This is a genomic window from Streptomyces sp. PT12 (genome assembly GCF_003311645.1).
Classification (GTDB): domain Bacteria; phylum Actinomycetota; class Actinomycetes; order Streptomycetales; family Streptomycetaceae; genus Streptomyces.
In genome coordinates this window covers 48,299-63,514 of the sequence record NZ_QEST01000216.1, presented here as the reverse complement: position 1 = coordinate 63,514, position 15,216 = coordinate 48,299, and the positions used below count along the sequence as shown (strand labels likewise).

Here is a 15,216-nt window from a genome sequence, read left to right as displayed (position 1 = left end):
CCGGCGCCCGGAACCGGCCGCCTCCCCCACACGTCCATGGCGGGAGTGACCGCGGTGGAGGGGGACCCTTGGACAGCGGCTCGGCCCGCCGCGGGGCGGATCGTTAGCATGGCGCCCATGAGCGAGAGGCGCACGCTCCGCGACCGCCTGCGCGGCATCGCCCAGGAGGCCGCGAAGTTCGGCACCGTGGGCGCGTTCGGCTTCCTCGTGAACGTGGTGGTCTTCAACCTGTGCGCGCACGTCGCCCACCTCGCGCCGCTGCGCGCGGGCGTGATCGCGACATCGGCGGCGATCTGCACGAACTATCTCGGCAATCGCCACTGGACCTACCGGCACCGCGACAAGACGGGCCGCAGCAGGGAGGCGGGGCTGTTCCTGCTGTTCTCGTGCGTCGGCATGGTGATCGAGAACGGCGCGCTGGCCCTGTCGCACTACGGCCTCGGCTTCACCTCGCCCCTGGCGGACAACCTCGCGAAGAACGTCATCGGCCTGGGCATCGGCTCCCTCTTCCGCTTCTGGTCCTACCGCACCTGGGTCTTCCGCACGGTCGCCCCGCCCCCGCCGCCCCCCGAGGACGAGACCGCGTCGGTGGCCGCGCTCACACCCCGGCGGGAGGCCGCTCCCCCTCGCGGCTCTCGCGGCTGAGGAAGAGCGCGAACACCGGGGGGCGCTGCTGGAGCAGCTCGAGGCGGCCGCCGTCCGCCTCGGCGAGGTCGCGGGCGACTGCCAGGCCGAGGCCCGTGGAGTTGTGGCCGCTGACCGTGCGCTCGAAGACGCGGGAGCCCAGCTCGCTCGGCACGCCGGGCCCTTTGTCGGTGACCTCGACGACCACCTGGTTCCCCGTGGTCCTGGTGCGCAGGGCGACCGTTCCCGCGCCGTGCATCAGGGAGTTCTCGATGAGGCACGCCAGCACCTGCGAGACCGCGCCGGGGGTGCCGACCGCGCGCAGGCCCTGCGTGCCCGAGTGGACGATGACGCGCTCGGCGCTGCGGTAGGCGGGCCGCCACTCCTCGACCTGCTGGATCACGATCTCGTCCAGGTCAAAGCCCACCGCGGAACCCAACCTGGGATCACGGGAGTTGGTGAGCAGCCGCTGCACGACATCGGTCAGCCGCTCCACCTGCGCGAGCGCGATGGCCGCCTCCTCCATGACCGTCTCGCGGTCCTGGGTGGCGATGATCTCCTCAAGGCGCATCGACAGCGCCGTCAGCGGCGTGCGCAGCTGGTGGGAGGCGTCGGCGGCCAGCCGCCGCTCCGCGGTGAGCATGCGCGCGATCCGCTCGGCGCTCGCGTCGAGCACGTCCGCGACCCGGTCGAGCTCGGGGACGCCGTAACGCCGGTGGCGCGGGCGCGGATCGCCCGAGCCCAGCCGTTCCGCCGTCTCGGCCAGGTCGGTCAGCGGCGCGGACACCCGGCGCGCCTGCCGCACCGCGAGCAGCGCGGCGGCGGCGACGGCCAGCAGGGAGACCACCAGGATGATCATCAGCATCCGGTTGATCTCGTCGTCGACCTCGCTCCTCGCCTGCTCGACGGTGATCGTCTCGCCGTGGGCGCCGGTCTCATCGGCGGTGAGCGTCGCGCCGTCGTGGCGGCGGCCGAGGGTGACGTCGGGGGCGTCGGGCAGGTCGATGCGGACGAAGCGGTCGGCGGGCGCGGAGGCGCGCAGCTCGGACGCGGTGACGGGCTCGCCCGAGGCGATGCGGCTCTCCACGTCGGCGAGCACGCGCGCCACCTCGGCCTCGAGGCGGTCGCGGGCGCTCGACTCGATCGTGCGCGTCTCGACCGCGAAGAGGGAGAGCCCGAAGACGGCGATGACCACGAGCACCACGGCGAGCGTGGAGTTGATCAGGCGGCGCCGCACGCCTCCCCGCCCCCCGTCAGCTCTTCTCGAACCGGAATCCCACGCCCCGGACCGTCGCGATGTACCGGGGGTTGGCCGCGTCGTCCCCGAGCTTCTTGCGCAGCCAGGAGATGTGCATGTCCAGGGTCTTGGTGGACGACCACCACGTGGTGTCCCACACCTCGCGCATCAGCTGCTCGCGCGTGACCACGCGGCCCGCGTCGCGCACCAGCACGCGCAGCAGGTCGAACTCCTTCGCGGTCAGGTGCAGCTCGTCCTCGCCCATCCAGGCGCGGTGGGACTCGACGTCGATGCGGATGCCGTGCACGGCGGGCGCGGGGACGCTCTCCGCGGTGCCGCGGCGCAGCAGGGCCCGCACCCTGGCCAGCAGCTCGGCCAGCCGGAAGGGCTTGGTGACGTAGTCGTCGGCGCCCGCGTCGAGGCCCACCACGGTGTCCACCTCGTCGGCGCGCGCGGTCAGCACCAGCACCGGCAGCCCGAGCCCCTCGGTGCGCAGCCTGCGGCAGACCTCAAGGCCGTCCATGCCCGGCAGCCCCAGGTCGAGCACCACCAGGTCGACATCGCCCCGCAGCCCGGCCCGCAACGCCCCTGGACCGTCCTCCCTCACCTCGACCTCGTATCCCTCGCGTCGCAGCGCCCGGGCCAGAGGCTCCGAGATGGACGCGTCGTCCTCGGCGAGCAGTACTCGGGTCATGCGCTGATGGTAGACGGCCGCGGGGGGCGCGTTCCGGTCAGTCACTCAAGGGGCCGGGCACTGAAAGGGTCGGGCACTGAAAGGGTCGGGCACTGAAAGGGTCGGGCGCCGATGGGTCAGTCGCCCGTGGGCGCGGCCAGCTCGGCCCACACGGTCTTGCCTCCGGTGGCGGGCTCAGTGACCACGCCCCAGTCGAGGCACAGCCGCTGCACGATGAACATGCCGTGCCCACCCGGCCTTCCCACGCGGCGCGTGGTGCGCAGCGCGGGGATCCCGGCGCCGCGGTCGGCGACCTCGACGCGCAGCAGCTTGACGCCGCGCCCAAGGCGCAGCTCGTCGGGGCCGTCGGCGTGCAGGCAGGCGTTGGTCACCAGCTCGGAGACGACGAGCAGCACATCCTCGGCGAGGGCGCGCGCCTCCTCGGTGGCGGCGGGGAGCCAGCCCCAGTCGTGCAGCGCGGCGCGCGTGAACTCGCGGGCCCGCGAGACGACACCGTTGCCGCCCACGAGACGCAGGCGGCGCACCTGCTGGATGTGCTCGGCCTGGATGTGCTCGGCCTGGATCTGCTCGGCCTCCTGGAGGTGCCTCTCGGTGCCGTTCCGCAGGGTGTCGTTGCGCAGGGTGTCGTTGCGCAGGGCATCGTTCCGCAGGGCGTCGTCCGGTATGACGGAGTCGTTCCGTGCCATGGCAGGGGCGGGCGGCTCCGGGCTCTGATCGCCCGTGGGAGATGGCCGTGTCGCGCCCATGCGCGCCTCCCCTCACCGCAGTGCCGCTTGGCTGACTGGCCCGCCCTGACCGTCCCCCGGCCCGGCGTGAGTGGTCTTCTGCCCCTCTGGACGGCGACCACACCCGACCGATCCTGGCAATAGTGTGACCCGGCCGACCCGTTCCGTACAGCGGGCCTTCGACCGGTCAGTCTCCCGGCATGGCCGCCAGGGCCTCCTCCACGCTGCGGTGGACCGCGAAGACGGCCGCGGCGCCCGTAATCTCGAAGATTCTGGCCACGATCGGGCTCATGGCGGCCAGGTGGACCTGCCCGCCCGCGGCCTCCGCGTCAAGGCGCGTGGCCAGCAGGACGTTGAGGCCCGTGGAGTCGCAGAACGCGAGCCCCGAGCAGTCGATGAGTATGCGCGGGCAGCCATCGGCGACGCACTGTCCCAGGACCTCACGCAGCGCGTCCGCGGAATGGTGATCGAGCTCACCCACGGGCGCGACCACCGCGCCCGAGCCGACGCGCCGCACCTCGACCGTCAACGGACGCCGGTTCGCGTCCTCCGGCACCGCACGGTCCATGCAGCCCCCTCCGAGTCCGAACCCCGTTCCTGGCCAGGCTCGAAACCTTAGCCCCTGAGGCGACGCCCCAACACCCGAACAAGCCGCATTTTCCTCTCGATTCGGGCGTAAGGGACTTGCCACGGGCGGTGAGTGACCGGTAGGTCTAGAGGACATCAGATGGTTGTCCACCCGGCTTTGGAGGCGCCGCAACACCAACGCACGCACGGCTTCGGCAGCCATATGCCGACTGAAGAGACGGAGGACACATCATGTCGTCACCGGCCCCCCACATCTCAGATCCGCGTACCGACGCCAGCAAGGCCGACGCGCAGTCCTCCCCCGCCGTCGAGGAGTCGGCGGTGGACGACGTGCTCGCGTCGCTGCCCGAGATCCCACCGTTCGACGAGGTGGCGCCGCTGGACGCGCGCGCTCTGTCGAAGAGCCTCTTCCAGCGCCTGGCGGATCTCGAGGAAGGCACCCACGAGTACGCGTATGTACGCAACACCCTGGTCGAGCTGAATCTCGCGCTGGTGAAGTTCGCCGCGTCGCGGTTCCGTTCGCGCAGCGAGCCGATGGAGGACATCGTCCAGGTCGGAACGATCGGTCTGATCAAGGCGATCGACCGCTTCGAGGCCGATCGTGGCGTGGAGTTCCCCACGTTCGCGATGCCGACGATCGTCGGCGAGATCAAGCGTTTCTTCCGCGACACCTCCTGGTCGGTCCGGGTCCCGCGGCGGCTTCAGGAGCTCAGGCTCGACCTGGCGAAGGCCGGGGACGAGCTGGCCCAGAAGCTGGACCGCTCCCCGACCGTCGCCGAGCTCGCCGAGCGGCTGAGCATCAGCGAGGAGGACGTCGTGGAGGGCATGGCCGCGTCGAACGCGTACACGGCCAGCTCCCTGGACGCGCAGCCGGACGAGGACGAGGCCGAGGGCACCCTGGCCGACCGTATCGGCTACGAGGACCACGGGCTCGAGGGGATCGAGTACATCGAGTCGCTCAAGCCGCTGATCGCGGAGCTGGCGCCGCGCGACCGGAAGATCCTGTCGCTGCGCTTCGTCGCGAACATGACGCAGTCCGAGATCGGCGAGGAGCTGGGCATCTCGCAGATGCACGTCTCCCGGCTGCTGGCCCGCACGCTGGGGCGGCTGCGCCGCGGACTGCTGGTCGAGGAGTAGGGGCTTCGAACGTCGACGGCCGGTCGCCCCACCGCGGGTGGGGCGACCGGCCGTCGACGTTCTTCTGCCTTCCTGAGCCCTGGCCTACGACTCGGGCTCGGCCAGGGCCAGGGCGCCGGGGATGGCCGCGAACGCCTCGGTCATCAGGGCGCACAGGGCGTCCCGATCCGCGCCCTCGGCCCCCTCGGCGGACCAGCGGCCCACGGCCCAGCGCCAGGCGGTGAGCATGACCTCCATCAGGACGAGGTGGCGCAGCCGCGCGGTGCGCCCGTCGCCGCCCCGGCAGCCGCGGGCCAGCTGGATGTCGAGCACGCGCTCGGTGACCTCGGCGCAGTGCCGCAGGCTGTGCGCGACCAGTGCGGGGGCGCGGTCGCACAGCGCGCGGCTGGCCACGAAGCGCCCCTCCCAGCCCTCGGCCATCCCGCGCACGGAGGCGAACAGGGGCGCCTCGTAGTCCTCCAGGGGCGCGCGGCTCGGCGGGCGGCGCTCGATCTCCGCGACATACGCCGCCCACAGCTCCTTCTCCGGGGCGAGGGCCACGTCCTCCTTGGAGCCGAAGTTCCTGAAGAAGGTGCGCTGCGAGACGTCGACCGCGGCCACCAGCTCGTCGAGCGTGGTCTCGCCGAAGCCCTGAAGCGTGAACAGCCGCAACGCCTCCTCCACGAGCGCGCGCCGCGTGCGCAGCTTCTTGCGCTCGCGCAGCGTCAGATCGGCGTCACGGGTCGGGGCGGTCATGGGGGGGGAGGCTATCGGCCGATTGCGCTGGCGAGCAGCATTCGCTAGTTGCTAGCTAACGCTGGTCACTGGCGCATTTCTCGGGAGCCGGGCCGCCTGGGTCCGGCACCGCCCCGAGGAGCCAGCCATGCGTGCCTGGACCATCGACCACTCCGCCCCGACCACCTCGCCCTGGCCGACCACCTCGCCCTGGCCGAGCGCCCGGATCCGACGCCGGGCCCCGGCCAGGCGTTGATCGAGGTGGCCGCGTTCTCGCTCAACTACGGCGAGGCCGTCAGCGCCGTCCCGCACGGCGAGAACGGCACGGTGCCCGGGTGGGACGCGGCGGGGCGTCGTGGTGCGCGCGGCGGCGGACGGCTCGGGGCCCCCGGTGGGCACCCGGGTGGTGACGCTGGGGGGCGGGGGCGCGTGGGCCGAGCTGCGCGCCGTTGACACGGACTGGATCGGCACGCTCCCCGAGGGCGCGGACCTGGGGGAGGCCAGCACGCTGCCGGTGGCGGCGGGCTCGGCGCTGCGCGGGCCGCGCCGCCTCGGCCCGATCCTGGGCCGCCGCGTCCTGGTGACGGGCGCGGGCAGCGGCGTGGGGCGTTACACCCCGCAACTGGTCGTGCGCGGCGGGGCGCATGTGATCGCGCTCACCACCGACCCTGCCAAGGAGGACGCGCTGGGCGCGCTGGGCGCGCACGAGGTGGTGGTCGCCGACCGCGGCGCGAGCGGAGGCACATGGCTGGTGGAACGCCTCTCCGACGGGCCCGTGCGCGGGGTGATCGACATGGTGGGCGGGTCGATCAGGGTGGCGGCGTACCGGACGGTGGCGCCCGGCGGGACGTTGATCGCCATGGGCCACTCGTCGGGGGCCGCCGAGACGTTTCCGCACGGGGACTTCGCGGGGCCGCTCGGCCACGACCGGGCCCTGACGACGTTCTTCCTGCTGCACGACCACGTGGGGATCGGCGCCGACCTGACGTGGCTCGCCGGGCTGCTCGGGCGCGGCGAGCTGGACGCGGGCGTCGGCTGGCGCGGGCCCTGGACCGGGGGCGCCGAGGCCCTGGCGGCGCTGGCCACGGGCAAGGTGCCGGGCAAGGCGGTGCTCGATCTGCCGTCGGGCGCGTGAGGCGCGCGGGGGGCGCATGAGCGCGCATGAGGCACACGGGGGGAACGGGTGTGCGAGAGATGAATAATCATCGCGGTGGAAAGGCCGCGGTGGTTAGTGTGCCCGGCATGGAGCGGATGGTTCTCTCGGTCAATCTCGGCAGGGCGAGCGCGGCGGCGCCGACGGACTCGGCCAGCGGCCTCACCGGCATCGACAAGCGTCCGGCCGACGGCCCCGTGGCGGTCGCGGCCCCGGGCCCCAAGGGGGTGGGGGGCAGCGGCCTCGCGGGGGACGCGGTGTGCGACCTCCGCCACCACGGCGGCTACGACCAGGCGGTCTACGTGTACGCGCGCGAAGACCTCGACCACTGGGGGCGCGCGCTGGGGCGCGAGCTGCCGGGCGGCGTGTTCGGGGAGAACCTGACCACGTCGGGCATCGACGTCAACGACACGCGCATCGGCGAGCGCTGGCGCATCGGCCCCGACCTGGTGATCGAGGCGAGCAGCTGCCGCGTGCCGTGCCGGACGTTCGCGGACTGGCTGGGCGAGCGGGGCTGGGTGAAGCGTTTTACCCAGGAGGCGAGGCCCGGTGGGTACTTCCGCGTGCTCCAGCCCGGCACGATCCGCGCGGGCGACCAGGTGGAGGTGCTGTACCGCCCGGAGCACGAGGTGTCGGTGTCCTTCCTGTTCCGGGCGCTCACGACGGCGTCCGAGCTGCGGTCCCGGCTCATCGCGGCGGGCGAGGCGCTGCACCCGGAGGAGCGGGCGCTGGCCGCCACGTGGGCGGCGCAGGCGGGGGGTTCGCCGAGCCCGGGGGCACTGGCCGCGGGGGCTCCGGCCGCGGGGGCTCCGACCGCAGGGGCTCCGACCGCAGGGGCGGCGCCGACGGCGTGAGGCGTCCGGGCCGGGGCGAACGACCGGTCATCCGCGCCGGGGCACCGAGGCGGCCTGGGCCTGGGGGTCCCAGATGACCAGGCGAAACTCCGCGGCAAGCCCTTCGATCGCCTCGACGGCCGCGTCGCTCATCGGCGAGAAGCTCAGGCTCATGATCACGTGGTCGATGCCGACCGCCAACGGCGTCGACATCCACGGCGACCCCGCGGCGCCGGGCGGGTGGTCGGGGAACCGCGAGCGCACCCGCTCGTAGAACCCGACGATCCGCTCGTCCAGCTCACCCTCGTCGTGGGCTCCCGACGCGCACCGCTCGAACATCGCGCGCGCCGTCGCGGCGTCGGCCGCATCGTCCATCGCGAGAACCGCCAGATCGAAGCTCACGGCATCACCTTCCATCCGGCTGAGCGGGCTGGGCGCCCTCGAGCGCTTCGGCGAGCGCGCGGGCGTGCAGGTGGCGGCGGATGTAGAAGGCCAGTCCGACGCTGATCACCGACATGGCGAAGAAGGGGGCGCGCAGGGCCGCCTCGCGCGAGACCTGCGCCTCGACCAGGGCCACCAGGCCGCCGAACGCCAGGATGCCGAGCGGCATCGCGCCCCAGCCGAGCAGCCGGTAGACGCTGTTGACCCGGCCCAGCAGATGATCCGGAATGATCGTCTGGCGAAGCGAAACGGTCGTCACATTCCAGAGCACCACGCCAAACCCGGTCGCTCCCATAACCGTTCCGATCAGCAAGGCGTTCGACGCACACCCCGCCACCACGTGGGCCACGAAGTCGAGGGCGCACAGCGTCAGCAGCGAGCCGGTCGCACCGACGCGGCGGGTGATCCGGCCCGCCAGCGTGCCGCCGAGGAAGCCGCCCACGCCACCCGCCGACACCAGCAGGGCGAAGCCGAGCGCCCCGAGCCCCAGCACCTCCTGGGCGTACAGCACATAGATGGCCGCGACCCCCGCGCCACCGGCGTTGAACAGGGCCAGCGCGATGGCCAGTCGGCGCAGCACCGGGTTGTGCCAGAGCCAGCGCACGCCCTCGGCGATCTCCGCGCGCATCGAGCGGCGCACGGGCGCGGCGGCGCCGTCGGCGACGCTGTCCGCGGGGGCGCCGCGCGCGCGGAACGTCCCCCGCAGAGTCAGCAGCAGCACCGCCGCGACCAGCGCCGTTCCCGCGTCGAACGCGAACGGCACGGCCAGCGCGAGACCGATCAGCACGCCGCCGAGCGGCCCGGCCAGGAAGTCGTCGGAGACGATCTGGGCGGCCATCAGGCGGCCGTTGGCTTCGGAAAGCCGCTCGCGCGAGACGACGGAGGGCAGCAGCACCTGCGCGGTGTTGTCGAAGAGCACCTCGGCGAAGCCCAGCGCGAGGGCGCAGGCGTAGAGGAGCGGCAGGGTCATGGCGTCGAACGCGACGAGCAGCCCGACCGTTCCGACGACGGCCGCGCGCGCCAGGCTCATCGCCAGCAACACCCGCCGCCGGTCGAGCCGGTCGGCCAGGACCCCGGCAGGCAGGCTGAACACCAGCCAGGGCAGCCGCAGGGCCAGGCCCATGAGCGCCACGAGAAAGGCGTCCGTGGTCAGCTCGGTGGCGAGCCAGGGGAAGGCGATGCCGGTGGCGCCCTGGCCGAGGTTGGTGATGGTGGTGGCGGACCACAGCTTCCAGAAGGGCGCGCCGAAGCCGCGCTCACGCTCCCCTTCCGCCCCGTCCCCGGCGCGCGCCTCGGCACGCTCCCCGGCCCTGTCCCCGGACAGGTCCTCGGTGTCCTTCATCCCCGCTCCCCCCTCCATCATCCCCGCTCCCCCTCCCTGCTGCCCATCCCCCGGCCCGTCGACCCTAAGCCTTCGCCGAACGGAGCGTCAGGCCACGCGGTGGCCGCCCTGCCAGACGGCGGCGACCAGGGGGACGCCGGGGCGATAGGCGAGATGGATGGGTGAGGGCGCGTCGAGGAGCACGAGGTCGGCGCGCGCGCCGGGCGCGAGGCGCCCGATGTCGGCGCGCCTGAGCGCGGCGGCGCCCCCGGCGGTGGCGGACCACAGCGCCTCGTCGGGGGTCATGCCCATCTCGCGAACGGCGACGGCGATGCAGAAGGACATGGAGCTGGTGAACGACGAGCCGGGGTTGCAGTCGGTGGCGAGCGCGACGACGGCGCCCGCGTCGAGCAGGCGGCGCGCGTCGGGATAGGGGGCGCGGGTGGAGAACTCGCACCCCGGCAGCAGGGTCGCCACCGTGGGGCCCTGGGCGAGGGCTTCCACGTCGGCGTCGGTGAGGTAGGTGCAGTGGTCGGCCGAGGCGGCGCCGAGCTCGACGGCGAGCCGGACGCCGGGTCCCGCGGTGAGCTGGTTGGCGTGGACGCGCGGGAGCAGGCCGCGGGCGCGGCCCGCGGTGAGGACGGCGCGCGCCTGGTCGGCGTCGAACGCGCCCTCCTCGCAGAACACATCGACCCAACGGGCGTGCGGGGCACAGGCGTCGAGCATGGGGCCGGTCACGCGGGCGACATAGGCGTCGGGGTCCGCGGCGTACTCGGCGGGGACGACGTGGGCGCCGAGGTAGGTGGTCTCATCGGTGTGCTCGCGGGCGACGCGCAGCGCGCGGGACTCGTGCTCGGCGGTGAGGCCGTAGCCGGACTTGACCTCGACGGTCGTGGTGCCCTGGCGGCGCATCTCGGTGAGCAACGCGGCGAGGTTACCGGCCAGTTGGGCGTCGGTGGCCCTGCGGGTCGCGGCGACGGTGGTGCGGATGCCGCCCGCGGTGTAAGGGCGGCCCGACATGCGGGCGTTGAACTCGTCGGTGCGGTCGCCCGCGAAGAGCAGGTGGGAGTGGGAGTCGACGAAGCCGGGGACGACCGCCCGGCCGCCCGCGTCATGGTGACTGTCAGTGGGGGGTGTTTGACTGTGGGTGCCGGTCCAGACGACGCGGCCGCCGTCGATGACGACGGCCGCGTCGTGGATCAGGCCGAGGGGTCCTGAGCCGAGGGAGGGGTCGTTCGTGACGAGCGTGCCGATGTTGACGATGGCGGTGCTGGTGCTGGGGGTGGGGGCGGTGCTGGGGGTGGGGGCGCTGGTGGGGGCGGTGGTCCCTGGCTGGGTGGCGCGCTGCTCCGGCATGGGTCGGTCCTCACCGAGTGGCCCGCAGCGCGGAGATGGCCTCGCGCAGGGCGTGGGGGACGTCGTGGACGAGCTGGTGGGCGCCGTCCCTGACGATGTGCAGGCCGCCGACGACCGTGTGCCGCACATCAGCGGCGGTGGCGGCGTACACGGCCGCCTCGAGCGCCATCCGCCCCGGCGGGCCCGCGGTCCTGACGCTGTCGAGGGCGACGGTGGTGAAGTCGGCGAGTGCGTCGGGCTCGAGGCGTCCTGCCTCGGGCCAGCCGAGGGCGGCGTGCCCCTCGTCGGACGCGGCGCGCAGAAGCTGGCCCGCGGTGAAGTGGCCGCGCGCCCCAGTGCGCAGGCGCTCGTGCTCCTCGACGGCCCTGGCCTCGGCGATGAGGTCGATCACGGCGTGGCTGTCGCTGCCGACGCACAGCGGGCTGCCCGCGGCGCGCAGCGGCCCCGCGGGCCCGATGCCGTCGGCCAGGTCGCGCTCGGTCGTGGGGCACAGGCATACGGCGGTCGCGGAGCGGCCCAGCAGGGCGATGTCGTCCCCGGTGAGGTGGGTGGCGTGCACGGCGGTGGTGCGCGGGCCCAGCACGCCGTGGTCGTCGAGGAGTTGGGTCGGGGTACGGCCGTGCGCGCGCAGGCAGTCCTCGTTCTCCCTCGGCTGCTCGGAGAGATGGACGTGCAGGGGCCGCCCCCGCTCCCGCGCGAAGCTGGCGACGGTGGCGAGCCCGTCGGCGGGGACGGCCCGCACGGAGTGGATCGCCGCGCCGAGCCGCGCGGTGGGGCCGCCGCTCAGGGTGTCGGCGCGTTCGGCCCACGCCTCGGCCGTGCCGTCGGAGAAGCGCAGCTGGGTGCCGGAGAGCGGCTCGCCGAACCCCGCGGCCAGATAGCACGTGTCGAGGAGGGTGATCCTGATGCCCGCTGCCGTGGCCGCGGCGACGAGCGCCTTGGCCATGAGGGCGGGGTCGCCGTAGCGGATGCCGCCGGGGCCATGGTGCACATAGTGGAACTCACCGACGCACGTGATCCCCGCGAGCGCCATCTCGGCATAGGCGGCGCGGGCGAGGGCGTAGTAGCTGTCAGGGGTCAGTGCGGCGGCCATCTCGTACATCGCGGTCCGCCACGTCCAGAACGTACCGCCGCCCACCTGGGTGGCGGAGCGCAGGGCGCGGTGGAAGGCGTGGCTGTGCGCGTTGGCAAGCCCCGGCAGGGTGAGCCCGCGCAGCGTGACCGCGCCGACGGGCGGGGTCGCGGTCCCGGGGCGGACGGCGGTGATGTGGCCCGAGGGCGAGGTGGTGATCAGCACGCCCTGCTCGACGGTGGCGCCCAGCCAGGCGTGTTCGGCCCAGTACGTCTGCGTGGTCAGCGGCACAGCAGGCCCTCCAGCACGTCCGCCAGGGCGCTCACCCCGGCCAGGCAGTCGCCCTCGTCGGCGTGCTCGGCGGGGGCGTGCGAGACCCCGGTCGGGTTCCGCACATACAGCATGGCCGCGGGGACGGTCCCCGAGAGGATCCCGGCGTCGTGTCCCGCCCCGGTGGGCAGCGCGGGGGCGCCGCCGAGCAGCGCGGCGGCCCGGTCGCGCAGGTTGGCGGCGAAGGTGACGCCCTCGGTGTGGGACTCGCGGGTGACGGCGACCCGCACGCCGTCCCGGCCCCCGCGCTCGGTGGCGGTGGCCTCGATCCCGGCCACCAGGTCGTCCAGGGTCCCGGCGTCGGGGGCGCGGGAGTCGAGCCAGCCGGTGACCAGGGAGGGCACGGCGTTGACCGCGCCCGGGTCGACGGTGACCCGGCCGAAGGTGGCCAGGGCCCCGGCGAGCCTGGCGCGCTTGCGGGCGGCGAGGACGGTATGGGCGTAGGTGAGCATGGGGTCGCGCCGGTCCTCGATGCGGGTGGTCCCGGCGTGGTTGGCCTCGCCGTGGAAGTCGAACCTCCAGCGGCCGTGCGGCCAGATGGCCGAGGCCACGCCGAGGGGCCGTCCAAGGTCGACCAGGGCCCGGCCCTGCTCGATGTGCAGCTCGACGAACGCACCGATGCGGGCCAGGCGCTCCGGGTCGGGCCCGATGACGCCGGGGTCGTGCCCCGCGCGCTCCATCGCGTCGGCGAGGTTGACGCCGTCGGCGTCGGTCAGCGCGCGGGCCCGTTCGGGGGCGAGCAGCCCGCAGCTGAGCCGCGAGCCGACGCACGCCACCCCGAAGCGCGCGCCCTCCTCGTCGGCGAACGCCACCACGCCGAGCGGCCGGTGCCCGGGGGCCAGGGCGCCCCTGGCCCTGAGGGCGTCGAGCGCGGCAAAGGCGGAGACGACGCCGAGCGGCCCGTCGAACGCCCCGCCGTCCGGCACGGAGTCCAGGTGCGAGCCGGTGACCACGGCGTCGCCCGCGGCGGGGTCGCCGAGCCAGGCCCACTGGTTGCCGTTGCGGTCGACCTCGTGGGCGAGGCCGCGCGCCCGCGCCTCGCCGGCGAACCAGACGCGCAGCTCGCGGTCGGCGCCCGTCCAGGCGTAGCGGCGGTATCCCGCCCCGGGGCCGCCCGCCCTGCCCACCGGCAGCAGGTCACGCCACATCTCCGCGAACGCCTCGGTCACCGGGTGCCTCCCTCGTCGGTTCGGTCGTGCACGGCGCGCGGGTCACCGGCGCGCGGGTCACGGGCGCTCGGGTCACGGGCGCTCGGGTCACGGGCGCTCGGGTCACGGGCGTTCGCGCATCGGGACGCGCACGCCGCGCGTCTCGGCCACGGCCTCCGCCTCCTCGTACCCCGCGTCGACGTGCCGGATGACACCCATGCCGGGATCGTTGGTGAGCACCCGGCGGATCTTCTCGCCCGCCAGGGCGGTGCCGTCAGCGACGGTCACCTGCCCCGCGTGGATCGAGCGGCCCATGCCCACCCCGCCGCCGTGGTGGAGAGAGACCCAGGAGGCTCCGGACGCGACGTTCACCATGGCGTTCAGCAGCGGCCAGTCCGCGATCGCGTCCGAGCCGTCGCGCATGCCCTCGGTCTCGCGGTACGGGGAGGCGACCGAGCCGCAGTCCAGGTGGTCGCGGCCGATCACCACGGGCGCGGCCAGCTCGCCGCCCGCCACCATGGCGTTGAACCGCTCCCCCGCCCGCTCCCGCTCACCGTATCCGAGCCAGCAGATGCGCGCGGGGAGCCCCTGGAAGCGCACGCGCTCCCCGGCGAGCGTGATCCAGCGGGCCAGCGGCTCGTTGTCGGGGAAGAGGTCGAGCACCGCGCGGTCCGTCGCCGCGATGTCGGCCGGGTCCCCGCTCAGCGCGGCCCAGCGGAACGGCCCCTTCCCCTCGCAGAACAGCGGCCTGATGTACGCGGGCACAAAGCCGGGGAAGTCGAACGCACGGGCGTACCCGGCGAGTTGGGCCTCGCCCCGGATGGAGTTCCCATAGTCGAAGACCTCGGCCCCCGCGTCCTTGAAGCCGACCATGGCCTCCACGTGCCGCGCCATCGACTCCCTGGCCCGCCGCGTGAAGCCCTCGGGGTCGCTGGCCGCGTAGTCCGCCATGTCCTCGAATGGCACGCCCACCGGCAGATACGCCAGCGGGTCGTGCGCGCTCGTCTGGTCGGTCACGATGTCCACGGGCGCGCCGGACGCGAGCAGGCGCGGCACGGCGTCGGCGGCGTTGGCCACGACGCCGACCGAGAGCGCCCTGCGCTCGTCGCGCGCCCGCGCCGCCATGGCGAGCGCCTCGTCGAGCGAGTCGGCGCGCTCGTCCAGATAGCCGTGCGCGATGCGGCGCTCCAGCGCCCTGGGGTCGCAGTCGATGCACAGGGCGGCGCCGCCGTTCATGGTCACGGCCAGCGGCTGGGCGCCGCCCATCCCGCCGAGCCCCGCGGTCAGCGTCAGCGTCCCGGCGAGCGAGCCGCCGAAGCGCTTGGCGGCGACGGCGGCGAACGTCTCGTAGGTGCCCTGGAGGATGCCCTGGGTCCCGATGTAGATCCACGACCCCGCGGTCATCTGCCCGTACATCGTGAGCCCGAGGCGTTCAAGCCGCCGGAACTCCTCCCAGGTGGCCCAGTCGCCGACGAGGTTGGAGTTGGCGATCAGAACGCGTGGCGCCCACTCGTGCGTCGTCATCACGCCCACGGGCCGCCCCGACTGGACGAGCATCGTCTCGTCGGGCCCCAGCGTCCGCAGCGTGGCGACCATGGCGTCGAACGACCGCCAGTCGCGCGCGGCCCGCCCGGTGCCGCCGTAGACGACCAGCTCGTCGGGGTGCTCGGCGACCTCGGGGTCCAGGTTGTTCTTGAGCATCCGCAGCGCCGCCTCCTGCGGCCAGCCGCGGGCGCTGAGCGCGCTTCCCCTGGGCGCGCGGACGGGTCGGGGTCCTGCCATGGCCAGCCTCCCCTGTCTCGGCGGCGGTGGGCTGAATATTCACTCACCTTAGGTCATGAAT

General features: G+C 73.9%; 15 protein-coding genes. 4 read left to right on the top strand and 11 right to left on the bottom strand.

Annotated features, from left to right (window positions below; translation table 11 throughout):
* Positions 1-117: 117 nt before the first annotated feature.
* Positions 118-645, top strand: coding sequence for a GtrA family protein (locus tag DEH69_RS23370; protein WP_113689008.1), 528 nt, complete (start codon positions 118-120; stop codon positions 643-645).
* On the opposite strand, the gene DEH69_RS23365 is transcribed toward DEH69_RS23370, so the two are convergent.
* The 4 genes from DEH69_RS23365 to DEH69_RS23350 form a co-directional block, all read right to left on the bottom strand.
* Positions 599-1,861, bottom strand: a complete 1,263-nt coding sequence (locus DEH69_RS23365; RefSeq protein WP_113688964.1) for an ATP-binding protein — start codon at positions 1,859-1,861, stop codon at positions 599-601. The two genes, DEH69_RS23370 and DEH69_RS23365, sit on opposite strands and share 47 nt — an antisense overlap.
* A gap of 16 nt (positions 1,862-1,877) precedes the next feature.
* Positions 1,878-2,555: a response regulator transcription factor gene (locus tag DEH69_RS23360; RefSeq protein ID WP_113688963.1), complete on the bottom strand. Its 678-nt coding sequence runs from the start codon at positions 2,553-2,555 to the stop codon at positions 1,878-1,880.
* Between the two features lie 116 nt (positions 2,556-2,671).
* Positions 2,672-3,241 (bottom strand): anti-sigma regulatory factor, encoded by a 570-nt coding sequence (locus DEH69_RS23355; protein WP_258534899.1) that lies wholly within the window; start codon positions 3,239-3,241, stop codon positions 2,672-2,674.
* Positions 3,242-3,467: 226 nt separating this feature from the next.
* On the bottom strand, positions 3,468-3,848 hold the full coding sequence (locus DEH69_RS23350) for an STAS domain-containing protein (protein WP_113688961.1): 381 nt from the start codon (positions 3,846-3,848) through the stop codon (positions 3,468-3,470).
* A gap of 251 nt (positions 3,849-4,099) precedes the next feature.
* Between DEH69_RS23350 and DEH69_RS23345 the strand changes: the two genes are divergently transcribed.
* Positions 4,100-5,005 carry an RNA polymerase sigma factor SigF gene (locus DEH69_RS23345; RefSeq protein WP_113688960.1) on the top strand — a complete coding sequence of 302 codons (906 nt, stop codon included), beginning with the start codon at positions 4,100-4,102 and terminating at the stop codon, positions 5,003-5,005.
* Between the two features lie 84 nt (positions 5,006-5,089).
* Here the strand turns inward: DEH69_RS23345 and DEH69_RS23340 are convergent, their stop codons facing one another.
* Positions 5,090-5,740 carry a TetR/AcrR family transcriptional regulator gene (locus tag DEH69_RS23340; RefSeq protein ID WP_113688959.1) on the bottom strand — a complete coding sequence of 217 codons (651 nt, stop codon included), beginning with the start codon at positions 5,738-5,740 and terminating at the stop codon, positions 5,090-5,092.
* A gap of 334 nt (positions 5,741-6,074) precedes the next feature.
* Here DEH69_RS23340 and DEH69_RS23335 point away from each other — a divergent pair, with 334 nt between their 5' ends.
* Positions 6,075-6,854 carry a zinc-binding dehydrogenase gene (locus DEH69_RS23335; RefSeq protein ID WP_309302896.1) on the top strand — a complete coding sequence of 260 codons (780 nt, stop codon included), beginning with the start codon at positions 6,075-6,077 and terminating at the stop codon, positions 6,852-6,854.
* Positions 6,855-6,961: 107 nt separating this feature from the next.
* Positions 6,962-7,726, top strand: a complete 765-nt coding sequence (locus tag DEH69_RS23330) for an MOSC domain-containing protein (protein ID WP_258534898.1) — start codon at positions 6,962-6,964, stop codon at positions 7,724-7,726.
* A gap of 27 nt (positions 7,727-7,753) precedes the next feature.
* Here the strand turns inward: DEH69_RS23330 and DEH69_RS23325 are convergent, their stop codons facing one another.
* The 6 genes from DEH69_RS23325 to hutU form a co-directional block, all read right to left on the bottom strand.
* Positions 7,754-8,107: a hypothetical protein gene (locus DEH69_RS23325; RefSeq protein WP_220131332.1), complete on the bottom strand. Its 354-nt coding sequence runs from the start codon at positions 8,105-8,107 to the stop codon at positions 7,754-7,756.
* A gap of 4 nt (positions 8,108-8,111) precedes the next feature.
* Positions 8,112-9,488: an MFS transporter gene (locus tag DEH69_RS23320; protein ID WP_181727570.1), complete on the bottom strand. Its 1,377-nt coding sequence runs from the start codon at positions 9,486-9,488 to the stop codon at positions 8,112-8,114.
* Between the two features lie 87 nt (positions 9,489-9,575).
* Complete coding sequence (gene hutI, locus DEH69_RS23315) at positions 9,576-10,823, bottom strand: imidazolonepropionase (RefSeq protein ID WP_113688956.1); 1,248 nt, start codon at positions 10,821-10,823, stop codon at positions 9,576-9,578.
* 10 nt (positions 10,824-10,833) lie between these two features.
* The gene (locus DEH69_RS23310) at positions 10,834-12,186 is read right to left on the bottom strand and encodes a formimidoylglutamate deiminase (RefSeq protein WP_113688955.1); all 1,353 of its coding nucleotides are present in this window, start codon (positions 12,184-12,186) and stop codon (positions 10,834-10,836) included.
* On the bottom strand, positions 12,177-13,373 hold the full coding sequence (locus DEH69_RS23305; RefSeq protein WP_113689006.1) for an allantoate amidohydrolase: 1,197 nt from the start codon (positions 13,371-13,373) through the stop codon (positions 12,177-12,179). The genes DEH69_RS23310 and DEH69_RS23305 overlap by 10 nt, the downstream gene beginning before the upstream one ends.
* Before the next feature lie 123 nt (positions 13,374-13,496).
* On the bottom strand, positions 13,497-15,155 hold the full coding sequence (gene hutU, locus DEH69_RS23295; RefSeq protein ID WP_113688954.1) for a urocanate hydratase: 1,659 nt from the start codon (positions 15,153-15,155) through the stop codon (positions 13,497-13,499).
* Positions 15,156-15,216 lie beyond the last annotated feature (61 nt).